Raw genomic sequence first — 23,122 nt, 5'->3', positions numbered from 1 at the left:
GTTATTAAGTTATTGTTTAAAATTGACTTTTATGGATCTGGAAAAAAAGCAATGCTACTATTGTGGTAAATCAATTTTAGGAAGAATAGATAAGAAATTCTGTGATGACTACTGCCGCAACAGCCACAACAACCAAAGAAGGATAGGTGACAGTACTGAAGTCAGAAACATCATGGGATACCTGAAAATAAACAGGAATATTCTTGAAAGGATTCTTGTAGATGGAATTGAAAAAGTAAAGATTCCAAAAGAAAGACTCCAACAATTAGGTTACCATTTCAAATACCATACCCACACGTATATCAATTGGAAAGGAAATGTTTATACCTATAGTTTTGAATACGGATTTGTGGAAATGGAAGGAGGCTGGATTTTAGTGGTAAGGGATTTGGGAGACAATCTTTCGAGAATAGAGAAAAATATTGAATGATTGAAACTTTCAGGTTTTTAAAAACAAATTTCATAAATAGAACCCTAAGGCATCTGATTATGTATACATAAGGGTAAATAAACAATACTATGTCTCAATCTTTGTCAAAATCAATGTATGATGACATTGCCACAGCCGAACTTAATGCATGGCTTGTAAAAACCAGAAAGAAACCTGGGTTTATCAATAAGCTGACAAAAAGCACTCAGGAAGGCATAAATAGCATGATCCCTGAAAAAGTCCATCAGGTTATCACCTATGCGATTGAAAAAATGGTAAAAGGTGTATTATTTGGAACCAAATATATTACCCCTTCACCTTTGATTGGTTCATCATTGGAACAAAGGGAAATTAAAGTAAAAAAAATCATTAAAATATACCAAAACACTGCCTCTGCAGAGGGGGCGATTACCGGTGCCGGAGGAATTTTATTGGGTTTGGCTGATTTCCCTGCATTTCTCACCATCAAAATGAAGATGCTCTTCGAGATTGCTGCAGCATATGGTTATGATGTAAAAAAATTTGAGGAGCGGCTTTACCTCTTGTATATCTTCAAATTGACATTTTCAAGTCAGGAAACCCGAAATCAGACTTTATCCCTACTTGAAGACTGGAATGATTATATCGCCAAACTCCCTGCTGATGTCTCCGATTTTGATTGGAGGGATTTTCAGCTACAGTACAGAGATTACCTGGATCTCGTAAAACTTGCCCAACTAATCCCCATCATCGGGGCAGGTGTTGGAGCAGTAGCCAACTATCAATTGGCAAATAAACTTGGACAAAATGCCATCCAATGTTATCGTTTAAGGTATTTTGATTGGGAAATTTAGAGGATGAAATACTTTAAGGGTTTTCCAATATCTTGAAATTGTTGATTTTAAGTTCTTTTATATTAACTTTGTGGTTATTCAGCAATGTCTTGTTGATTAGCTTAATACCCACCTAAATTAAAATTAGTATGTTAAAGCCCGTGATATTATCGTCAAAATCGGTACTGCCTTTTTTGGTATCTTTATTTATTATTTTCTCTTCATGTGTGAAAGAAGAGAGTCCTGAAAACGTTATTGTAGGTGAACCTTATCAAGGTGGAGTTGTGGCACATATTTTCGAGCCAGGAGAAGAGGGATTTGTAGAAGGTAAGAAAACAGGAATAATCATTGCCCCTGTAGAGGAAGTATTTCAATCGCAATGGGGTTGTCAAGGAACCGCTGTAGGCGGAACTTCCCCGGAAGTTGGATTTGGTAGATCCAACACTGAATTAGTATTGGCGTTTCATGATGCTTTACCGGACTACTACAACAATCCCACCCAATGCCATCCCGAAAATGATGGGTCCGTAGCGGCACGAGTCACTTTGGATTTTAATGTGGGAGGATACGATGACTGGTTTATGCCAAGTCAGGAAGAAATGAATTACTTATATAAAAACAGAGATTTGATTGGCGGTTTTTCTTCAGTTGAATATTGGAGTTCTTGTGAAAGTAATGCTACTAACGCCTGTGTGATGTCTTTTGTAACTGGAGAATTGTTGTCAAAACCTAAGAGTGAGGTTTTGAATGTCAGGGTAATCCGATTCTTTTGATTTGAAAAAAATAAGAAAAACCTGTGGGTAAATCTCACAGGTTTTTTTTTGTCAAAAAATGGGTTAAAATTCATAAAGTATAAGCTTATGTCATTTCAAATTCCCGATTGCTTTTACAGGGTGTCTGTAAAAGCCCTTGTGGTGGATGCTTCACAAAGGTTTCTTCTTGTCAGGGAAGAAAATGGTCTCTGGGAACTTCCCGGAGGTGGATTGGATTTCGGAGAAAGCCCACAGGAAGGGTTACGAAGAGAATTGAAAGAGGAAATGGCTTTGGAAGCAAAATACATTTCAGACCATCCCCATTATTTTTTTTCTGTAATCAATCCTAAAGGTCAATATATTGTGAATGCCGTTTATCCAACATCGCTTTTTCACCTTGAATTCAAACCTTCACCCGAATGCCAGGAAATCAGATTCTTTAGTCCTTCGGAAGTATTTGAAATCAAAGAATGGATGTATCCTAATGTATTGGAGTTTGCCAGGCTATATAAAATCCATTAATTGAAGAATTAGAAATCTGTTCCCATTTCACCAAGATCAGTGGCTTTGATCCAGATATTCCTATATAGCACATTATGTCCTTCAGCTTGTAATTTGATACCTCCCGGACGGTCTGTAATTCCTTTTCCTCCGTCATTTCCTCCATCCTGACCTGAATTTGGACCTCCCCATACCTGGCTAATTGATTTGTCTTCATGGATTTTTTTGCCATTGAAGTAGATGGTCACCCTTGCCTTTTCTACCAACTTCCCTTCTTTGAACCTTGCAGCCTTGAAGTTGATGTCATAGGCATTCCATTTCCCCAATCCATTGTAAGCCTGTACTGTAGGTATGTGCTCGTTGATAATTGCCGCCAATCCATGGTCGCCATAGTCTCCATCGAGAATCTGGATTTCATATCTGTTTTGTAAGTAAACTCCCGAGTTGCCTCCTGCTTCTTGGATTAAAAATTCGACATGTAACCTAAAATCCCTGAATTCCTCTTTGGTGACGATATCGGCAGCACCATACAATCCTCCTGCGGCTGCCGGGTCATTACTGTTCATCGCTGTGCCTTTGTCTACCGGATCTCTCACGATTTCCCATTTGATGGGTAGCGCTGCTTTGAATCTTGGGCCTTCCCAATAAGTCCATTTTTGATCCAGCATTTTCCTGCTTCCATCAAAAAGTTGCTTTGCACCTTTGGGTTTTTTGGTTCCCACGCCTGTTTGGGAGAAAGCCAACATCGGGGTCATAAGGCACATTGCAATAATTGTTATTCTTTGAAATACGTTCATGGTTATTTTGGTTTGAACAATAGATCAAGATACTTACCATTCAGTTCAAATCGAAAAATTTTTATTCAGCTGGAAATTATTTGCTGTCATCACAGTTTCAATCAGGTTAATTTTTTTGGCTAGATGTTTTTGGACGATAAGATTTTTAAATTGCCTTGAAAACCTAGCATACAACCTATGAAACTATCCCGATTCTTATTGATTTTAGCCTATTTCACTTTTGTTTTTTCTTGTGGAAAAAAAGAATCCCAAATCAATCCCGAAGAGCATGCCGTAGAGGTGGAAGCTTGGTACCAGGATCGTGTTAAATCTCTAAAATCAGAAGAGGGTTGGCTCAACCTGATCGGACTACATTGGCTTAAGCAAGGTGAAACCACTTTTGGAACAAGTACTGAATCTACGTTCCGATTGGAATCCGAAGGATTTCCTGATTCGATCGGGGTATTTCTGCTTGAAGAAGGAAAAGTTTACTTCACGCCCCAAACAGACAGTATTTTCTTGGGAGAAAATGAGTTAAAAGAGAAAGTAAAGATTTTTGATGTGGAAACTCAGGAGTTTGAAAAGCTATCATTTAAGAGCCTTAGATGGAATATTATTAAAAGGGCTGATGCCTATGGAGTCAGGTTGAGGGATTTAGAGACGGCTGCTGTCACCCAATTTGAGGGCATTAAAAGGTACCCGATAGACTTGGAATGGAGGCTCGAAGCTAAATTCATACCCTATTCCCCGATTAGGGAAATCCCGATTACGAACGTTTTGGGACAGACAACACCAAATCCATCACCAGGCTACCTTGAATTTCAAAAAGATGGCATAACCTACAAAATCGATGCTTTGGATGCTGAGGATGAATTATATCTGATCCTAGCTGACAATACGAGTGGGGGAGAGACCTATGGTGGAGGAAGGTATATGTATGTCAAAAAGCCTATGTCGGGAGATCTAGTGATTTTGGATTTTAACAAAGCCTATAATCCTCCCTGTGTATTTACGCCACATGCCACTTGCCCACTGCCACCACGACAGAATATGCTTGATCTGGCAATTACAGCTGGGGAAAAGACATTTGGAGAACATTAGTAGAACCGGGAAGCGAGAAGCAAGATGCAAGACATGAGACATGAGAAATGTTTAAACTTTTTGATAAAACAATGATTCCTATTAAATGAAGAAATCGGAATTGCCAACCAAGACTTGCCCTGTCTGCAATCGTCCATTTACTTGGAGAAAAAAGTGGCAGAAGAATTGGGAGAATGTGAAATACTGCTCCAAAAAATGTGCGGGGACAAAAAAGTAAGAGAATTAAAAACCCGGCTGAAATTGAGTTCAGCCGGGTTTTGTTTTTTTTAATATTCAAAGTCACATCTCAGATCGGTAGTTCCGATAGGAGCTCCATCAGGTATAGCAAGTTCCGATGGGATACTGAATTCTTCTTTTTCGTCGAAGAAATGGTTGATTTTGTCAGCCAAGTATCGGTGGAAGTCGTCAGAAGTACTTTTGGCCGCAGTGGATTTGGATGGTCCAGTTTTGTTTTGACCTTTATTCCAATTCCAGTAAGCAATCTCCCTCAATTGGTTTCTTGTGATTCCTTTCACTGTTGCCGTAGCTCTTGGGTCTTTGGCAAGATTGATCAGGTGTTCTGTCAGCTTGTTTTGAACCATCAAGCGGATTTCCCCCTGATAAGTCCCATCATAGCCACTCCCAAAAACCTGTGCGGTAACTTTTTCCAAAACATTTGAAAAAGAAGGTAAACTTGCATCAAACAATTGCTGCTGATGTAATCGGTTTGCTCTGCCTGCTTCAAAAAGTAGTCCGAAAGTCAGGTCGACCACATTTTCTCCCGGAGCCAAAGGATCAAAGTTCAGTCCGTTTCTGGAAGGGAAAGTTTCACGGTTTCTTGAATATCCCATAGGACGTGGAGGCATCCGGTCCAGAATCTGGGTAGGAATGGCAAGCTGTTCCGGCTGAACAGCATAAAGCAAGGCCTCCAATGCTCCGTTTTGCTTGGTAGCTTCCAGCCTGGATTGTACTCTTTGGTTATCTCCTTTGACTTTATAGGTGTAATCCAATCCTCCGACAAGCTTGGTCGTAGCTTCCAATTGATACCTGTGCATCAAGAAAAGGGGAGCCAAAACTTCCTCCATCAATGCTTCGGGTTGGTTTTCATCAATTGAATTTAACCCAAATGAATTTAGCTTTTTGGACCGCATGGCCATCATCCTCATCAATTCATCAGGTGCTGAGGTGCCATTGTCCCAAAGATGGGATGTAGGGTGGCTTCCGCTCGGATGCCTGGAATCCATGTCTGAAATAAATGTATGTCCTGCCGCATAGGTATCTTCTAGGAGCTTGTTCAGGTGGGCTTTTTCTGATTGTCCGGCTGGAATGGTTTCATAACCATAGCGGATTGCCCATTTGTCCCATTCTCCGATTTTGTCATCATAGGCATCAGAGATATCAATGTTTCCATTTTCATCCATCTTGATCATAGGATAAGGATAATCCATGACAGAGGCACGGTTGGTGGGGGAGGAAGCATAAGCATGCGCCAAACCCAAAGTATGTCCGATCTCATGTGCAGAAAGTTGTCTCAACCTTGCCAATGCTAATTCAAGCATCTTAGGGTTTTTTGGTTTTCCATCCTCATATGGTTGAATCAGTCCCTGAGCAATCAGAAAATCCTGTCTTACCCTGAGGCTTCCCAACGTCACGTGGCCTTTGATGATTTCGCCTGTCCTTGGGTCTGTTACCGAAGAACCATAAGACCAACCTCTTGTCGAGCGGTGTACCCATTGGATGACATTATACCTCACGTCCATCAAATCAGCACCTTCAGGCATCAATTCCACACGGTAAGCATTCTTGAATCCTGCAGCCTCATAAGCCTGTGCCCACCAGTTACCGCCTTCAAGCAAAGCAGAACGGACAGGTTCTGGAGTGCCCCTGTCAAGGTAATAGACGATGGGTTCAACTACTTCTGACACTGCGGCTGTTGGGTCCTTTTTTTCTAACCTATGTCTTGAGATATACTTTTTGACCATCGGTTCGCCTATTGGACTGGTGAAATCCATGTAATCAATATGGAAATATCCTGCCCTTGTATCGAATTCCCTTGGGGTATATTTATTGTCAGGCAGTTCAATGAAAGAATGACGCTGCCTTACAGTTACAGATTCCGGAGAGGGGGTAACAGACCTGATATAAGCTCCGGTAGGGGTTCCGGTCAGTGTTACGATTGCTTCCACTTCTGTGTTTTTTGGAAAGTTTTTAGTCATTGGAAAATGAAGTGCACTGCGGGAAGGATCAGGCTTATAAGTCCCTTGTCTCGCTGAACCCAATTTCTCTCCAACCATATGGGCGTCCTGCATGTAGAAGGAGGTTGCGTCGACAAGGTATTTGCCATTTTCACTGTTTGCGATTTCAAAGCCCCAAAGGACAGACTCTGCGAAAGCGTCTCTTACTGATTTGACTTCTGAAGGATTGTCGCTGTAAGCCCTGAACTCGTAATTTTTGTGAACCAGCAAAAGTTTGTTGCCCGCTTTTCTGAATTCTACGATGCGTGTCCTTCCTAATTGACCACGGTCGAGACCAATGTCATTGGATCCAATGCCGGCAGGCATGGAATTCACATAAAGAAATTCAAAGTCTAGCTTATCTACTTCCAGGTAGATTTTTCCTTTGTCTTCATCCGTGTAAAAGGTAAAGAAACCTTCATTTTTGCTGAATTTGCTTTTATCTACTATCTGACCAAAAATAGGTGCAGAAAGGAGGATCAAACAAAATAATTCTAGTAAAAACAGTTTTTTCATATGATGGTGGTTTGATGTCTCAATTTATCAAAAACCCATATGAAGGTTGTACCGATGGTGGAAATTATCTATTGAACTGGTATTGAAGTTGAAAAACCGTTTCTGTAATCTTGTTGCCATTTATTTCTTGTAGGCCACTTCCTATGACTTCTCGATCAGTAAAAATTGTTCTGCCTATTCTTGCCCAAAAAGTCAGTTTGGGATTGATTTTATATTGACCCAAAAGATAATACCGCATCCCCTGACCGTTAAGCGCAGGAATAGAGAATAGCCACAAGACATTCCTTTCATAAATAAATTGCCTGTTGTCATAGTCTTCTGTATCAAAAAGTACGATTCTTCCCGAGAGCCTCCATTTTTCATAGTCAACATTGATATCTTGACTGATGGCAAAACCTCTTGTGGTTTTATTGTTGAAGTCAAACCTGCTAGACATGATTCTAGATTTGATACTCCAATGTTTGTCTAGACTATAATCCAGGTTGAAGGCATAATTCCATTTTTTGCCTTGGGAAAGTTGGTAGCCTGATTGAAAATTATTTTGGAGTTCTGAAATATTTCTTGCTTTGGATTCTTCACGGATTTGGGCAAAAAGCAGAATTTTCCTGGATGGTGAGTAAGTGAACCGAGTAAGCCACTCGTTTCCTGCTGATGGTGCATATACCCGGTATTTAAGCCATGGAAACCTGAAATAGTCATAATAAACTGACCAGGTTATCTTTTGATTGGGTTTGTAATTCAAGCCAAAATAGAGTCCATGTTCGTTGATCGGTCTCGTTCCTTCGGAAAAGGCATTGCCGTAAAAGCTGTGGAAATCTCTGTCAAAACGTCTCCACAATACCGAAAATCCAAGCTTTGGATGCAGGCTGCTCATCATTCCTAAAACCGAACCTTTTCCTCCGCTTTTCGATATTGCAGTTTCTCCGAAGAAAAAATAATTTTGATAGTTGTATGCAAAATAGAGACTTTGCAGGTGGTTTGCTTTACCGTAAAACTCATATTGGTTATAAACCTGCCTGTTTCTTTGAAATGCCTGTCCAAATTGGGTATAAAGGGAATTGACCCCAATTTGAAAATCCCGCTTCCTGCTTTGGTAATGGATATTGGCTCCGAGATTTTTCTCACGGATCCTGTTTTTGTAAGTGATCTCGGTAGCTGTGCGATGGAGCCCGCTGCTTTGCAATGAAGTGATGATTTCCTCCGTAGTTTCTATGGTGTCAATTTGGGCCTGAAGATTTCCATCCCGTGGCGCATTTGAAGCCATTAAGGTAACATTCAATGGGCCTGCTTTATAAGTGGCAGCCATGCCCCTGAAAAAGCCAAATTCTAAGGCTGCAGTGTAAGGTCTTATGCCTATGGCACTTCGCCTGACTGTAGTGATGGTTTCGGCTCCTTTTCCCACCCCAAATCCTGCACCAAACACCAAACCCTGCCCGGTCTGCATCTGAAAATCTCCCAGCGAAATTGCCTTAAAATTACCTTGGTTGTATAAAGTAAAATGATATGACAAAAAATTGAAGCCAAACCTTTTTGAATTGGGATTCCAAATGAATTGCTCCCCGGAATCTTTGTCAATCGTAAATCCAAGACTGAAATCTTTTGAATGTTGGATTCTAAACCTGCCGTAAAGGCTATTGGGATCACCAAGATACCTGCTTGTCAGCTCCCCATTTCCCAAAGTATCAGGAGGCGTATACCCCTTTCGGGTTTCCCAAACCATATTTTGCCTGAAGATAAAATATGCATCTTTTGAAGACAGAACCCTTTCTTTCAACGAGCCCTGCATCTTTTCTGAATCATCCAAAACGACAAATGGTAAGAGCTTATAGATAGTTTCCAGGTCAAAATCAGGAATGGCTTGTAATTCATAGATTGAAATAAATTCCCCAAATTGATTTTGGTATGCAATAAAGCTATTGACCTGTGAAGGCGTCAAAATGAATATCGACTTTAATTCCTCTGCGTTTGTTTTGTTCAGGTTTATGGGATTTAGAAATACCTGCAAAAGACTTTCATAAAGATCCTCATAATTCTCATCTGACCTTTGCATTCCAAAAAGCTCCTCTATAAAATTTTCGATATTGATCTCGTCCTTCCGGTAGGTCTGGGACTCGCTTTGATGGACTACCATAAGCACCAAAATTCCTATGGAAACCAAGGTTTTCATTTGGCTAAAAACAGGTAGCTGAATGAAAAATGATGCGTATTTCCCAGACTGGAATGCTGGGTCAATGCATAATCGATGTGGTATCTTTTGGGACGGAAACCTATACCAAAAAAGAATTTATTGGGTTGTGTATTCATTCCAACCCTAGCCCATACCCTTTCCAAAATATTATATTCCAATCCTAATTTCAATAATGGGTCTAGGAGGATGTCTTTTTCGGCTTCAAGGTTTACCATGACCTTTGAGGCAGGTCGATAAGAAATCCCCGCTTTGATGGTAGTAGGCAAGCGGTCATTCGAATTTTTGCCATATTTCGCACGGGTGATATTGTAGGCATGGGCTCCAAAAAACAATTCAGGTGTCAATTCTGCCACCCCTCCAAATTCTATGATTGCTGCCACGCCCCTTCCAAATCCCTCAATACTCGTCTGTAAATAATTTACTTTTAGCCCAAGACTTGCAATTCCCAATTGATTTGAAAAACCAATTCCGATTTGATTTTGGGAAAAATTCTCCGATCCAAAACTTGAAATTCCTAACCCATAAGCCTTTTGATTACCTTTAATAACAACAGCAGCGCCCAATGTTGTGAGTTCATTGATGCCGAGACGATGGTCATATGAAAATGTAGCTTGGGTATGATCAATCTTTGAGAGTCCCCCAATGTTATTAAAAATGCTCCAAACATCTCCGATTGTCACATTGGAATTTCCCAAACCCATGCTTCTTCCGCCTCTAGGCAATGCTTCTGTACCGGTTTGTCCTTTAGCTTGAGCACAGCCTAAAATCAGACTTAAGAGAAACAAAAATTTGAGAGGACTTGTCATGTCATTAAAAAAACCGAAGGAAAATCGATTCAATTAAAAATACAAGTACAAAAGGAAAGGAAAAAATAACTATCCGATCTTAAACGTTTAAATTCGACTAACTCAAAAAGGTGCCCTGAAGTTGACAAAAAATGCCTGTTCACCTTGGTTGTTGAGGGAGTATTCAAACCTGAATACCATGTCATAAAGCGTCACGATATCGAGGCCTGCTCCATAGCCAAAAAGGTATTTATTCGTCAGACGGGCATTGTCAGGCAGGTTGTTTCGGTCATTGACAAATCCATGGTCAAAATTAAAACCAAGATACATTTTGAGCGGTAGGTAAGAAAATTCCTCCAATGGGACATATTTTCCAATATCATATCCCACGTCAATAAATTTGAATCTGAAGCTGTTTTTGTGTACAAGGATCTGCTGACCTTCCACCACATTCAGTTCATAACCCCTGATAAAATTGGGATTATATCCGATTCCTCTTACCAAAGTGAAAGGCTGTCTTTTTTGAATAAATGAATTGAGTGACAATCCGGAAACAAAATTGAATTTATCGCTTACTTTGATATACTTATTGGCATTGATAGAGATTTCGGTATCATCCATATCATCTGATGCAAAGATGCCATACTTTGTCACACTGATGTTCAATAATTCACCCTCGGTGGCATATTGGATATTATTCCTTTTATCGTGTCTAAAAGTATATCCTAGTACAAAGTAATTGAGTTTGTTGCTTTCATTCAGTAAATAGTCAGGATTTTGGACAAAAACGTCAGGGTTGATAGTTGTATTGTTGTATCCAAAAGTTACAAAATGAAAATTGTAATAACTCCCTCTATAACTATATCTGAAATAGGCGGAAGAATTTTTTCTTAAAACTTCTTCATTTTCGTTGGTATAAAAAACCTGTTTGTTAAATGCTGACTTAACGGGAATGGTCTTTTGGGTGAAATAGGTAAATTGGCCGGAGATGCCATGGTTTTGATTTTTGTCCAGATAAGGGATGCTGTACAGTACTTCAAATGCTTTAACAAAACCAAATTGTGCTCCGACTTTCAGCTTTTCATTCCTGCCGCCAACGTTGTTGTGAACCAACCTTGCTCCGTAATTTACCCTGGAAAAATCCCGGTTTTGGTTAGTCCACCATTCTGCAATGTTACGGTCAGCAAGGTTGAAAATGATGTTTGGGATGATATACCACCTTTCGGTTACTGAGACCAATAGTTCAATCTGTTCATTGTCCGTGATGAGTGGTGTGATTTCCACACTGTTAAACAACTGCAGGTTATAGATTTTTTTTTGATCAGCCTGTATCATCGAGATCAATTCATCCCAATCATAACTGACTCCTGTTTTAAGGTCTATTTCCCTAAGGATTATATTCTTTCGAGTCTTTTCATTTCCTACAATAAAAATATTATTGATGACCACCTTTTCCGGATGGCTGACCGTTGTTGTACTGTCTTTTTCTACTGCTTCAGTCTGGGCAACAGCATAATTTACCTCAAAAAATCCAAGCAATGGAAGGAGGAAAAGAAAGCTATATTTGCGAAAATCTTTCAAGTTAGACAGTACTTATTTTAAATTAAATGAACTTTAGCTTGCTATATTTTTTTATCCCTGAAATATCACTGCTTTGAAAACAATTATCCGAAAGATCGCCATATTTCCGGTTTTGGTGTACCAATATGTGATTTCTCCACTTTTTCCTGCTTCATGCAGGTATACACCCACTTGTAGCCAATATACCAAAGAAGCCATATTGAAACACGGAATATTCAAAGGAGGTTGGCTAGGAATCAAAAGAATAGCAAGTTGCCACCCTTGGGGAGGTCATGGACACGACCCGGTTCCTTAGCTTATTTTACCTTTGAAGCCTTTTTTTAAAGCCAATCCCACTAATATAAAGCCACCGATCACCAATGGAATGCTCAGCCATTGGCCCATGTTTAGAGAAAGTCCCTGCTCAAAGTCAACCTGATTTTCTTTCAGGTATTCCCAGACAAAGCGCATTCCAAATACCAAGATCAAAAACAATCCCAAAAGCAAACCATCAGGAAGCCTTGACTTGTAAGTCATCCATAGCCAAAGTAAAACAAGGAAGATTATAAAATAAGATGCCGATTCATAAATTTGGGTAGGATACCGGGCTATACCAAAAGTATAAATTGTAGCCAGAAAATGGTCTCCCTTATCAGAAAGATCAAAATTCAAGGGAGTATCGGGGTTTTCCGCCATGTATTTCTGAGAACTCTTGAATTTGGTCAAAACATACTTGACATCGGTATTCAATGTAGCCTTGAGATCACCCTCACTGAATCCTCCCTTATCTATTTTAATATCAATATTGACAGGAACTATTCCGGTCCCGGTAAGTTCAGATTCTCTGTTATCAGGTTTGTACGAGCTGACTTCTAAAACCGGAATGCGTAAAGTTTCCAAAATTTCTTCACTATCTCTAGCATATACAAAACCACTATCAGTACCGGTCGGTTTTCCACCTATTTCAGAATTCATCAGGTTTCCCATTCTGATCATGGCACCTGTCATGGCTGTTACAATCACAATGCGGTCTACCACCCATAAATATGTTTGAGTGGGAACCTTCCTTGCATACAGGTATAAGGAAAACAATATTGCAATGGCTGCCCCATGACTCGCAAGTCCTCCTTCCCAAACTTTTAGGATTTCGAGGGGATTGCTGAGGTATTTTTCGGGTTCATAAAAAAGTACATGGCCTAATCTTGCACCGATAATAGTGGCCAATACCATGTAAATAGTCAGCTTGTCAACAAGCCTATCATCCTGACCTTCCTTGCGGTAGATGTAGATCATCACCTGTTGTGATATTATAAATCCAAAAGCAAACAATAGGCTGTACCACCTTAACCTTTCAAAACTTGGAAAAACCGCCGGGTTGGGACTCCAAACGATATAGTCTACTATCAGTTGTAATGTCATATTGTTGTTTTTTTGGATCAGGTGATTTTATTTAATTCAATATTCATCCAATTCTTTCAATTCTTCCGCATATCCTCCTGATAATATCGGGAATCTGTACCAGGTTTTTGGATCGACATTGAATTCATCCAAATGAAAAGAAGGCGCAAAGCGTTCTCTTTTCCATTGGTTTTGGGACCAAAGCCGAAAGAATTTTTTGATATAACTTTTTAGCAATTCTTTTTCTACGTTCAATTCCTCCTTTAGGATTAAAAAGATGTCAAGCGGTGACCTTTTGTCCCGAATAGCTAGCCGCTCGATTTCGACAATTACAGCATAAGGCATGAGGTCAGTCTCGTCTGTCTGTTGGTTTTCAGAAGGTCGGAGTTCAGCTGTAGGTTGGAGACCATTCACTTTATTCAAGCCGGAATAATTAAGTTCTGTTTCGGCCCAACGAAGCCATTGGATGACAAAATGCTTGTCAACCCCAGCTATAGGTGAGATGCTTCCACTTGTGTCTCCGTCCATGGTTGTATACCCTACATCTCCTTCACTTCTGTTTGAAGTGCTCAAAAGAAGGGCGTTTTTTATGTTGGCAAGCATCCAAATGATCGGGGATCTGGTCCTTGCCTGAATGTTTTGAAGCGCTATGTCATCTTCTTTCCAGGTAAGTTTCCTTCCAATGGCTTTTTCTATTTTTTCTGTGTAAGATTTGACTTCATCTGTGATTTCCCAATGAAGGAATTCAGCGCCTATACTTTCGGCTAAGAACTTTGCACTTTGGAAAGTGACAAATGAAGAATTGTCGGACGCCTGATAAGCTGTTGTAAGTAGCTGTCCGGTGATTTCTTTGACCGGATTATTTGTCGATGGCACAAAGGATAATCCCGATTTTTGAAGAAAGAGAGTAATCCCCAGTTCTTCAACCCCACGTCTGACCATTTCCGATACCAAAACTGCAATGGTGGAAGAATCCGCCCCACCGCTAAGGGATAACACAAAGCCTTTGCTTTTACTTTTTCGAAGGTAATCAAAAAGAGCCAAGGCTGAGGCCTTTACAAATTCCTCGTTTTTATCATGCAGGCTTTTAATTTCAAGGTATTCTTCCTTTTTCTTGTCATAGTCAAAAACCAAAACCTGAAAATCTTCAAAGGAAAGAAGCTCGTTTTTTAAAATCAGCTTTCCATGTTTTGAAGCAAGGATTTCTCCATCAAAGATCATTCTTCCTGCTTCATTGCCAAGGAGATTGACATAAAAATAAGTAGCTGCAAATTTCTTGGAGCTTTCATTGACTAGCTGTTCTCTAAGGATACTTTTGCCCATGGCAAAGTGACTTGCACTTGGATTGAAGATAAGGTCTACATTTCTGTCTTTGAGTCTAAAGCCCGGTCTGAGGTCTCCTCTCCAGGCATCTTCACAGATTTCAAAACCATATTTTATCCCGTTTTTCTCCAGGACAAGGTCTCCAAAAGGAATCTGATTTCCCTGAAATTCAAACTGGATCACTTTCCCGTGTTCCCAAGGCGTAAACCAGCGAAACTCATAATGCACCCCGTCTATGGCCATAAATTGCTTGGCTACAAAACCCATAACTTTTTGGTTTTCCAGGACTGCCACACAATTGTAAACCTTTTCTTGGATCCTGACAGGCAAACCAACAGCTATTGTAATTCCTTCTGAATAGGGAAGGAGGTGTGTCAATTGACTGATTGCTTTTTGGGGATACCAATAGCTTAAAAAAAGATCTTCACTACCGTAGCCTGTGATTGCTAATTCAGGAAAACATACAAATTCTACATTCAGGGATTTTGCCTTTATTATCGCCTGCTTGATATGATCAAGATTTCCTGTCCAGTCTAAAGGTGTTTGGTTGACAGTTGCACAAGCGATTTTTAATGTTGACATTTTGCTGATATAAATACTATAAACTGACCCCAAAGATACATTACTATACTGCTATCTTGAGAATTTCACAAGCATTTTTAGCAGCTTCTTGCTCTGCTTTCTTTTTGGTGGCTCCTTTTCCTTCTGCCAAAAGTTTTCCGCTGACATGGAGTTCGACTATAAATTCCTTGAACCGTTGTTCTCCATTTACAGAAATTGTTTTAAAATCAATTTCAGCATTTTCTCTTTGACCCCATTCGATGATTTTACTCTTAAAATTTGTCGTGGTGCTGATAATGTTGTCCAGATCAAAATGGATAATAATCCTTTTTAAGATGAATTTTTTACAAAAATGGAAATCTCTGTCCAAATAAATCGCGCCAACCATTGCTTCCAACGCATCTCCGTACAAAGATTTATGAGCACTTAGATTTTTGCCTTTGTATTCCTCACTAATGATTTTCGAAAGTCCGATTTTGATGGCGATTTGATTGAGGGCTTCCCTGTTTACCATCCGGCTTCTTGTTTCTGTAAGAAAGCCCTCATCTCTGTAGGGATACTTAATAAATAAAAATTCTGCAACTACTGCTCCCAAAACTGCATCGCCGAGGTATTCGAGCCTTTCATTGGAAATTTTCATCCCGTTGATGGATTCCTCTGCCACAGAAGCGTGTTTGATGGCAAGTTTATAAAGAGTCAAATTAAAAGGCTTGCTTCCGACCATATGTTTGATGGAGGAAGCAAGCCTTTTTTCGTATTTATTATAAAACAGAGATCTAAGCCTAAGTAATCTTGACAGTTTCAAAATTATCCTGTTATTTTTTTGAAGATGATGGAAGCATTATGCCCACCAAATCCAAAGGTATTACTCAATGCTGCCCTGATTTCTCTTTTTTGGGCTTTATTGAAAGTCAGGTTCAATCTAGGATCAAACTCCTCATCATCCGTAAAGTGGTTGATGGTAGGGGGAATGAGACTATTTTTAATGGCAAGGATGGAAGCAATCGCTTCAATGGCACCTGCCGCACCCAAAAGGTGACCTGTCATCGATTTAGTGCTGCTTATATTGATGTTATAAGCATGCTCACCAAATACCTTTTGAATCGCTTTTACTTCGCTGATATCTCCGAGTGGAGTGGAAGTACCGTGTACATTGACATAATCAATATCTTCAGGCTGCATTTCTGCATCTTCTAAAGCATGCTTCATCACATTGCTTGCTCCTTCTCCTTCAGGGTGGGGAGCAGTGATATGGTAAGCGTCCGCAGTCATTCCGCCACCTACCAATTCAGCATATATTTTTGCTCCACGTGCTTTGGCATGTTCATAATCTTCTAGGATCAAACACCCGGCTCCTTCACCAAGAACAAAGCCATCTCTGTCTTTATCAAAAGGTCGGGAAGCAGTAGTAGGAGAATCATTTCTTTGGGAAAGTGCTTTCAAGGCATTAAACCCGCCAACACCTGCTTCAGTAATGGTAGCTTCAGTGCCCCCGGTGATGAAGATGTCCGCTTTATTTAACCTGATATAATTGAAAGCATCAATGATGGCGTTTGTGGCAGAAGCACAAGCCGAAACTGTTACAAAATTTGGCCCTCTGAATCCATATTTAATTGAAATGAAGCCTGCGCAGATGTCAGCTATCATTTTGGGGATAAAGAAGGGGTTGAACCTCGGGGTACCATCACCTCTGGCAAAATCAGTGACCTCATCCTGAAAGGACCTGAGACCGCCGATACCTGAACCCATGATTACTCCGGCCCTGTGCAAGTTGATTTTTTCAAGATCAAGACCCGCATCTTTGATTGCCTCATCTGCAGCTATAAGCCCCATTTGAGTAAAAAGATCCATTTTCCGGGCTTCTTTTCTGTCAATAAACTGTTCGACTTCAAGATTCTTGACCTCGCATGCAAATTGGGTTTTGAAAAGGGAAGCATCGAACCTAGTAATAGGCGCAGCACCGCTTACACCATTTGATAGACCATTCCAGAATTCGGGAACGGTATTTCCAATCGGTGTAAGGGCACCTAAACCAGTTACTACAACTCTTCTTAAATTCATAAATGAATTTTGAATGAATATTTTATTTTACGTTTGCCTCCAGGTAGCTGATAGCTTGACCAACGGTGCCGATTTGCTCAGCCTGGTCATCTGGAATAGAAAGGTTGAATTCTTTTTCGAATTCCATAATGAGCTCAACTGTATCCAGTGAGTCTGCACCAAGATCATTAGTGAAGCTAGCCTCAGGAGTTACTTCAGATTCTTCTACGCCTAATTTATCAACGATAATGGCTTTAACTTTTTGTGCAATTTCAGACATTTTTCGAACAGTTTAATTTAAAACACTTCGCAAAGAAATAGATTTAAAACCTTATTGCCAAAAAAATGCCTCACCTAAATTGAAGATATTATTTAGGGTGTCAGAAGTTGATAGATTATTTTTAATTTTGTTTGAGCAAATTCTTCCCCGAATGAAGAGAAATAAATTAGTTGTCGAACACCTGTATGAGTTTGAACTTCTTGGTTTTGTAGCCCCTGTTAAAGACTATAAAATGGCCTGGATCATCAATAATGCTTTGGATTTAAAATTAGCAAAAACAGATGATTATGAGTTGGAATTTATCAGCAGCACCCGCCTTTGCATTTCTCAGTATAAAAGTGAAAAGGAAAATGGATTTATCCAGTTGCTAAAAAACAAATCCTTTGGCCTTGATACCAATTCATTATACCTGATTCCCGAATTAAAAATCATTGACTACTTCCTACTCATCCAAGATTTTACTTCCGAAGTGGATATTAATGACTATATTGAGCGCCTTTCGGGGAATGGATTAATCCAAAATGTAGTCAAACTCGACATCGACAAAATCAAATCAAAAGAAAATCTATTAACCTATTAAAACCCAATATTCTATGAGTATTGCTCTTTATAATAAGACAAAAATATTAGCTACCATCGGTCCAGCATCAAACAATATTGATACTTTAAAAAGTCTCGCCAACGCAGGAGCCAACGTATTCAGACTTAATTTTTCGCATGGTACTCACGCCCAGCATGCTGAAGTCATCAAGATGATACGCGAAATCAATGACAAACTCACCGTCAAAATCGGTATTCTTCAAGATTTACAAGGCCCAAAAATCAGGGTGGGTGAGATGGAAAACGGGGGAGTCCAAATAGTGCCTGGAGGTAAAATCACCATTACCAATGATTCCTTGGTAGGAAACGCTGACATAGTGAGCACAGTCTATGAAAACCTTCCCAATGATGTGAAATCAGGAGACCGAATTTTGATTGATGATGGGAATATTGAACTTGCTGTGAACAGCACAGATGGCAAGAATGTCCGATGCGTAGTAATTCATGGGGGAATATTGAAATCACGAAAGGGTATAAACCTACCCAACACCAAAGTATCGGCACCTTCCCTAACTGAAAAAGACCTTGAAGACCTTGAATTTGGTTTGGCAAATGATGTGGATTGGATTGCACTTTCTTTTGTAAGGTCTGTGGATGACATCATCGACTTAAGAGAAAGAATCACCAAGGCCGGGAAAAACTGCAAAATAGTAGCGAAAATAGAGAAGCCAGAAGCTTTACAAAATATTGAATCCATCATTGAGGCGACCGATGCGATCATGGTAGCAAGAGGAGACCTTGGTGTGGAAATGCCTATGGAAACTGTTCCGCTTTGGCAAAAGAAAATGGTTTCGCTTTGTAAAGTTGCCTGCAAGCCGGTTATCATCGCCACACAGATGCTTGAAAGTATGACCACGCATCCAAGACCTACAAGAGCTGAAACCAATGACGTCGCTACAGCAGTATTGGATGGAGCAGATGCAGTAATGCTTTCTGCTGAAACCGCCTCAGGACAGTTCCCTGTCAATGCTGTTAAAGCCATGAGTACCATTATCAACTACATTGAAACGAACGAGGATGTTTTCCATCACCTTTATAAAATAGAAGAAAGCGATCCGAATTTCCTGAGCAAAAACCTCACTTTAATGGCTGCAAGGCTTTCTAGAAATGTGAAAGCCAAAGCTTTGGTCGGAATTACAACTTCAGGTCAGACTCCTTTGAGATTGGCTTCATTCAGACCTCTTGCCAATCTTTTGATATTTACCAGAAACAAAAACCTGTTGACCCAATTGAGTTTAGTTTGGGGAGTTAGGGCTTATTATTATGAGAGCAACACTTCTACAGATGCCACTTTTATGGATATCCAAGACCAGTTGAAAAAGGACGGCTATGTTAAAAACGGTGATATCATCATCAATACTGCCAGTATGCCTTTGAAGGAAAAAGGAAAAACCAATATGCTTAAAATCCACCTGGTGGAATAAATTAATCAGATTACATCAAAAAAGGCTTCCACCTCGGAGGCCTTTTTTGTTTGTCTTAATGCCGAATTATTTTCTTTCTGATGTTAATTATTGTCTTCTTTTGGTCCGGTAGGCTTTACCATTAGCACATTTTCTTTTTCAACCATTACTGCTCCAGGTGGTGTTCCTTTTACTTTTCTCACAAATTTTGCCGGAGTATACATCACAGGAGAAAGGCTTTCGTTTTTGTTTTTTGAATAATAAGCTGCCAATTCAGCCGCCCTTTCTAAAACTGTTTTCGGAAAATTGATGCCTGAACGGTATTTGATCAGCACATGTGACCCGGATACGTCTTTGGCATGAAGCCATAAATCTTCCTTCCAGGCAAAATTGCGAAGCATATCGTCATTGGATTTTGCTGATTTTCCGACAAGAACCTCAAATCCTTCGATTTCAAATCTCTTGAACGGTACCTGTTCCTCCTGTTCCTTTGATTTTGGAGTCAGGTGGTTGTTTTTGATAAAATCCCGAAGGCTCCTAAAGTCTTTAAACCCTTCGATTTCTTCTAGCCACGAAGCTGTATGTTGGGATAGTTTTTCTTTTTCCGCAAGGTTTTGGGAAAGTTGTTCAATTTCTTTCTTTCTGTTTTTGGATTTGCGATAGAGGTTTTCGGCATACTTTTGAGGACTTTGTCCCAACTTGAGTTTGAAAATTTCCTCTTTTCCTGAGTAGAAATTAAAAAGCGCTATCTGTTCGGCATTGGGTTCTATCGCATGGAGATTGGCCATGATTACATCTGCCACTTGAGAAGGCGGTGTTTCATGGAGAATTTGTTCCAATCTTTCCCCGGTCTTTTGGATGTAGGACTTCGTTCTCTTTTGTTGTTCCTGAAGCTGCTTCAACCAAGCATGTTTTTCTTTTTCAAATGACTGGATGACTACCCTATATCTGAAAAGTTCATTACATGCTTTGATAGGATCAGAAGTCGTAAATATTGCTTCCTTCTCAGGGAGCAAAGACAGGAGATATTCATTTTCATCGCTGATGATGGCATAAAGCGGGCTTTCCAACATATCCAAAAGTTCCTTCATCAACTCCCATTTCTCTTCTAATCCAGCCTCTATATAGCCTTGTTTTTTGAGCCATTCTCTTGGGATTTTTCCCAGAGTCGGCAAGAATTTTGAGGCATTTCCTTCCACTGAGGAGAAAGTGTTCCAGTCTAAATGAAGGTTTTTTGAAAGATCGGAGACCAACAGGTTTTTGTCATCCCTCAGTTCATTTCTAAACAACAAAGACGGTAAGGTTTCATCTTTAGGATAAAAAAGGATGTTACTTCTCGTTCCGTGAATCTTGAAAACTATATTATCACCGGAATCCAAATAGGCTATAAATGCCCTTTCAAAATTGACGACTTCGATCTTGTTGATCTTTTTTCCGATGATTTGAGGGAAAAGGGAGACAGTATTTCTTTTGCTTCTTTTGAAATTGTCGGGAAAAGAAAGACAGGAAATTGAAGGAAGCAGGTTGGCTCGGATGAAAATATCCCCTCCATCTTTGGTACAGCCGATTACCAATTCGTCTTTATTTTGGGAAAAACATTCCACAATCTCAGCGCTTGAAAAGGTTTTATCCAGCTCTGGGCAAAGGAATTTTAAAAAGTGGAAATTGAAGTGCATTGTTAAAGGGAGATTTTCAATCCATCAAAAGCGAGATGGATATTTGGAGGTAATGTTTTTTCCACCTCTTGGTGCGTCCCTAGGCGATGGCTGATGTGTGTAAAATAGGCCAATTCAGGTTTGATCAGGTGCACGAGTTGGATGGCCTCCTCCAAGGTAAAGTGAGAAAGATGGTGTGATTGCTGTAGGGCATTCAGCACAAGGACTTTGGTTCCTTTTATTTTTTCAAGTTCAGTGTCATCGATGTATTTGGCATCTGTGATATAAGTAAAATCTCCAAACCTAAACCCAAATACAGGTAATCTATAATGAAGCACCTGAATCGGGACGACCTGGATTCCTTCTGCGGAAAAAGGTTCGTTGACGATTTCATGGGTAATCACCGAAGGTACTCCCGGGTACCGCACTTCCTCAAATATGTAGGCAAATTCACGCTTGATCTGATTGAGGACTTTTTTGGTCCCATAGATTGGCATGTCTTTTTTCTGAAGGAAATTATAGGAGCGGATGTCATCCAGTCCGCCCGTGTGGTCTTTATGCTCATGTGTAAAAAGTACCGCATCCAGATGATGGATTTTTTCCCTGATCATCTGTTGTCTGAAGTCGGGACCTGTATCGACGACAAGGCTTTTGCCTTCTATCTCAAGATGAATAGAACTCCTTAGTCTTTTGTCTCTGTAATCAAGTGAACTGCACACAGGACAATCACAGGCTATCACGGGTACGCCCTGGGAAGTGCCGGTACCTAAAAATGTGACTTTCAAAGTTTTAGTTCAGTTTGTTGTAATTCAGATATCAAATCCTGAAGTTTTTTATCAGAAAAATCTTTGGGGCTGAACCCCAACTCTTTGATAATTTCCAGTAAGGCATTGATCTTGCCTTCTAAGGTATAATATTTATTGACGATGACGATTTTGTTTTCTTTGAGAACACAATATCCTGATTTGAAATTTCCTTTTTCATACCTCAAAATATATTCTGATGAGGCAAAGAGATCTTCGATTTTGTCCAGAAAATTTTTTGTGTATTTGACTATCATTCCGGTTCTTTCTTTTTAAGAAAGGTGTTTTCTTACAGTTGCAAGTAACAAATCATAATCCAAAGGTTTTTGGATATAGTCATTGAGACCCGCTTTTTTGAAGTCATCTAAAGTATAATTCTTATAATTCCCTGTAATCGCAACAATCGGGATGCTTGCTTTGCTTTTGTTTTCTAGGACTCGGATGGCTTTTGTACATTCTATACCATCCATGATTGGCATATTGATGTCCATCAAAATCAGATCAAAATCCTCATTATTCAATTTTTCCAGCACTTGTTTGCCGTTTTTTACGGCCGTTATTTTGTATTTCTCAAAAAGGAGTACATTTTTAGTAAGATTGATAATAACCGAACTGTCTTCAGCTACCAAAACTTTCTTATTTTCCGTCATGGATTGAGTAATTGAGATGAGATGATTTTTAAGCGAAATGATTGAACTATACTCTTCAAATATATATAATCTTCTAAGGTATTCTCAAAATTGGAAGATTTAATGCTTTTTTCAAAATTCTGACAAAAATTGTAAATTTTCAATGCGCCTAGGGTACCGGAATTACCTTTGATAATATGTATTTTCTCTCCGATTTCGGGATAGTTTCCTGAATCAATTAAGGATTTGGTTTCAACCAATAAATTAATACATTCTTCAATAAACTCCTCATATACTGAACGGATGTTTTCGGCATTGTTAAATTTCAATAAAGTATTTACCACTTTAGGATCCAGTTCTATTTCGTTTGGATTATCAATTCTAATCGGCACTTCATTTTTCCGTAAATGTCTGTCGATGGTTTCTAACAGATTTCGAGGCTTGATAGGTTTGGAAATAAAATCATCGAAACCCGTAGAAATAAAGTAATCCCTGTCTTTTTCATTGGCAAAGGCTGAAACGGCGATAACAGGGATATTAGCAATTTTTTCGTTTTTGATAACATTCAGGGTGTTGATTCCGTCAAGTACAGGCATTTGTATATCCATTAATACTAGATCAAACTTCCCGGTTTTGATTTTTTCCAATGCCTCCCTTCCGTCAGAAGCAGTTCCAAATTCGTAGATTTGGCCGATGATATGCTCAAAAACTTTCCTGTTGAGAGAATTGTCATCTACAATAAGTACTTTTTTGGCTTTCATTGTTTATAATTGATAATTTTGAAATTTACTTATTG

The 23,122-nt window shown here is 39.6% G+C and carries 24 protein-coding genes; 9 read left to right on the top strand and 15 right to left on the bottom strand.

Annotated features, from left to right (window positions below; genetic code table 11):
- Nucleotides 1-31 precede the first annotated feature (31 nt).
- The 4 genes from NK987_RS04560 (at nt 32) to NK987_RS04545 (ending at nt 2,516) form a co-directional block, all read left to right on the top strand.
- Complete coding sequence (locus tag NK987_RS04560) at nt 32-430, top strand: DUF2116 family Zn-ribbon domain-containing protein (RefSeq protein ID WP_259262896.1); 399 nt, start codon at nt 32-34, stop codon at nt 428-430.
- Between the two features lie 89 nt (nt 431-519).
- On the top strand, nt 520-1,263 hold the full coding sequence (locus NK987_RS04555; RefSeq protein ID WP_259262895.1) for an EcsC family protein: 744 nt from the start codon (nt 520-522) through the stop codon (nt 1,261-1,263).
- Nucleotides 1,264-1,469: 206 nt separating this feature from the next.
- A complete protein-coding gene (locus NK987_RS04550; RefSeq protein ID WP_259262894.1) occupies nt 1,470-2,015 on the top strand; it encodes an Lcl C-terminal domain-containing protein in 546 nt (181 codons plus the stop codon).
- Between the two features lie 87 nt (nt 2,016-2,102).
- Complete coding sequence (locus NK987_RS04545) at nt 2,103-2,516, top strand: NUDIX hydrolase (protein WP_259262893.1); 414 nt, start codon at nt 2,103-2,105, stop codon at nt 2,514-2,516.
- Nucleotides 2,517-2,524: 8 nt separating this feature from the next.
- Here NK987_RS04545 and NK987_RS04540 read toward each other — a convergent pair whose 3' ends face one another.
- Nucleotides 2,525-3,292: a 3-keto-disaccharide hydrolase gene (locus NK987_RS04540; RefSeq protein WP_420841158.1), complete on the bottom strand. Its 768-nt coding sequence runs from the start codon at nt 3,290-3,292 to the stop codon at nt 2,525-2,527.
- 177 nt (nt 3,293-3,469) lie between these two features.
- On the opposite strand from NK987_RS04540, the gene NK987_RS04535 reads away from it, so the two are divergent.
- Nucleotides 3,470-4,372: a DUF1684 domain-containing protein gene (locus NK987_RS04535; protein ID WP_259262892.1), complete on the top strand. Its 903-nt coding sequence runs from the start codon at nt 3,470-3,472 to the stop codon at nt 4,370-4,372.
- 85 nt (nt 4,373-4,457) lie between these two features.
- Nucleotides 4,458-4,589: a DUF2256 domain-containing protein gene (locus NK987_RS04530; protein WP_259262891.1), complete on the top strand. Its 132-nt coding sequence runs from the start codon at nt 4,458-4,460 to the stop codon at nt 4,587-4,589.
- Between the two features lie 49 nt (nt 4,590-4,638).
- Here NK987_RS04530 and NK987_RS04525 read toward each other — a convergent pair whose 3' ends face one another.
- The 4 genes from NK987_RS04525 to NK987_RS04510 form a co-directional block, all read right to left on the bottom strand.
- Nucleotides 4,639-7,101, bottom strand: coding sequence for a zinc-dependent metalloprotease (locus tag NK987_RS04525; RefSeq protein ID WP_259262890.1), 2,463 nt, complete (start codon nt 7,099-7,101; stop codon nt 4,639-4,641).
- Between the two features lie 64 nt (nt 7,102-7,165).
- On the bottom strand, nt 7,166-9,268 hold the full coding sequence (locus NK987_RS04520; RefSeq protein WP_259262889.1) for a ComEA family DNA-binding protein: 2,103 nt from the start codon (nt 9,266-9,268) through the stop codon (nt 7,166-7,168).
- Nucleotides 9,265-10,095, bottom strand: a complete 831-nt coding sequence (locus NK987_RS04515; protein WP_338021191.1) for a PorV/PorQ family protein — start codon at nt 10,093-10,095, stop codon at nt 9,265-9,267. Before NK987_RS04515 ends, NK987_RS04520 begins: the two co-directional genes overlap by 4 nt.
- Nucleotides 10,096-10,197: 102 nt before the next feature.
- A complete protein-coding gene (locus NK987_RS04510) occupies nt 10,198-11,655 on the bottom strand; it encodes a POTRA domain-containing protein (RefSeq protein ID WP_259262888.1) in 1,458 nt (485 codons plus the stop codon).
- Nucleotides 11,656-11,728: 73 nt separating this feature from the next.
- Between NK987_RS04510 and yidD the strand changes: the two genes are divergently transcribed.
- Nucleotides 11,729-11,950, top strand: a complete 222-nt coding sequence (gene yidD / locus NK987_RS04505) for a membrane protein insertion efficiency factor YidD (RefSeq protein WP_258421534.1) — start codon at nt 11,729-11,731, stop codon at nt 11,948-11,950.
- Here yidD and NK987_RS04500 read toward each other — a convergent pair.
- From NK987_RS04500 to NK987_RS04480, 5 genes are read right to left on the bottom strand one after another with little or no spacing between them, the layout of a single operon-like run.
- Nucleotides 11,947-13,053 carry a prolipoprotein diacylglyceryl transferase gene (locus NK987_RS04500; RefSeq protein WP_259262887.1) on the bottom strand — a complete coding sequence of 369 codons (1,107 nt, stop codon included), beginning with the start codon at nt 13,051-13,053 and terminating at the stop codon, nt 11,947-11,949. The two genes, yidD and NK987_RS04500, sit on opposite strands and share 4 nt — an antisense overlap.
- 36 nt (nt 13,054-13,089) lie before the next feature.
- Nucleotides 13,090-14,937, bottom strand: a complete 1,848-nt coding sequence (gene nadE / locus NK987_RS04495; RefSeq protein ID WP_259262886.1) for an NAD(+) synthase — start codon at nt 14,935-14,937, stop codon at nt 13,090-13,092.
- Between the two features lie 43 nt (nt 14,938-14,980).
- The gene (gene rnc, locus NK987_RS04490) at nt 14,981-15,721 is read right to left on the bottom strand and encodes a ribonuclease III (RefSeq protein ID WP_259262885.1); all 741 of its coding nucleotides are present in this window, start codon (nt 15,719-15,721) and stop codon (nt 14,981-14,983) included.
- 2 nt (nt 15,722-15,723) lie between these two features.
- Complete coding sequence (gene fabF / locus NK987_RS04485) at nt 15,724-16,977, bottom strand: beta-ketoacyl-ACP synthase II (protein ID WP_258421538.1); 1,254 nt, start codon at nt 16,975-16,977, stop codon at nt 15,724-15,726.
- A 22-nt stretch (nt 16,978-16,999) separates the two neighbouring features.
- Entirely contained in the window at nt 17,000-17,236 is a 237-nt protein-coding gene (locus NK987_RS04480) for an acyl carrier protein (protein ID WP_113925470.1), read from the bottom strand.
- Between the two features lie 151 nt (nt 17,237-17,387).
- On the opposite strand from NK987_RS04480, the gene NK987_RS04475 reads away from it, so the two are divergent.
- Together NK987_RS04475 and pyk are read left to right on the top strand one after the other, a co-directional pair.
- The gene (locus NK987_RS04475; protein ID WP_259262884.1) at nt 17,388-17,816 is read left to right on the top strand and encodes an IPExxxVDY family protein; all 429 of its coding nucleotides are present in this window, start codon (nt 17,388-17,390) and stop codon (nt 17,814-17,816) included.
- A gap of 13 nt (nt 17,817-17,829) precedes the next feature.
- Nucleotides 17,830-19,260, top strand: coding sequence for a pyruvate kinase (gene pyk / locus NK987_RS04470; RefSeq protein ID WP_259262883.1), 1,431 nt, complete (start codon nt 17,830-17,832; stop codon nt 19,258-19,260).
- Between the two features lie 83 nt (nt 19,261-19,343).
- Here pyk and NK987_RS04465 read toward each other — a convergent pair whose 3' ends face one another.
- From NK987_RS04465 to NK987_RS04445, 5 genes are read right to left on the bottom strand one after another with little or no spacing between them, the layout of a single operon-like run.
- Nucleotides 19,344-20,915, bottom strand: coding sequence for an NFACT RNA binding domain-containing protein (locus NK987_RS04465; protein ID WP_259262882.1), 1,572 nt, complete (start codon nt 20,913-20,915; stop codon nt 19,344-19,346).
- Between the two features lie 2 nt (nt 20,916-20,917).
- Nucleotides 20,918-21,679: an MBL fold metallo-hydrolase gene (locus tag NK987_RS04460; protein WP_259262881.1), complete on the bottom strand. Its 762-nt coding sequence runs from the start codon at nt 21,677-21,679 to the stop codon at nt 20,918-20,920.
- Entirely contained in the window at nt 21,676-21,954 is a 279-nt protein-coding gene (locus NK987_RS04455; RefSeq protein WP_259262880.1) for a hypothetical protein, read from the bottom strand. The genes NK987_RS04460 and NK987_RS04455 overlap by 4 nt, the downstream gene beginning before the upstream one ends.
- A 15-nt stretch (nt 21,955-21,969) precedes the next feature.
- Nucleotides 21,970-22,347: a response regulator gene (locus NK987_RS04450; RefSeq protein ID WP_259262879.1), complete on the bottom strand. Its 378-nt coding sequence runs from the start codon at nt 22,345-22,347 to the stop codon at nt 21,970-21,972.
- Nucleotides 22,344-23,087 carry a response regulator gene (locus tag NK987_RS04445; RefSeq protein ID WP_258421544.1) on the bottom strand — a complete coding sequence of 248 codons (744 nt, stop codon included), beginning with the start codon at nt 23,085-23,087 and terminating at the stop codon, nt 22,344-22,346. The genes NK987_RS04450 and NK987_RS04445 overlap by 4 nt, the downstream gene beginning before the upstream one ends.
- Between the last annotated feature and the right edge of the window lie 35 nt (nt 23,088-23,122).

The organism is Aquiflexum gelatinilyticum (assembly GCF_024813435.1).
GTDB classification, from domain to species: domain Bacteria; phylum Bacteroidota; class Bacteroidia; order Cytophagales; family Cyclobacteriaceae; genus Cognataquiflexum; species Cognataquiflexum gelatinilyticum.
Note: the sequence above shows the minus strand (reverse complement) of the source record. Positions and strands in the feature narration are given on the sequence as shown.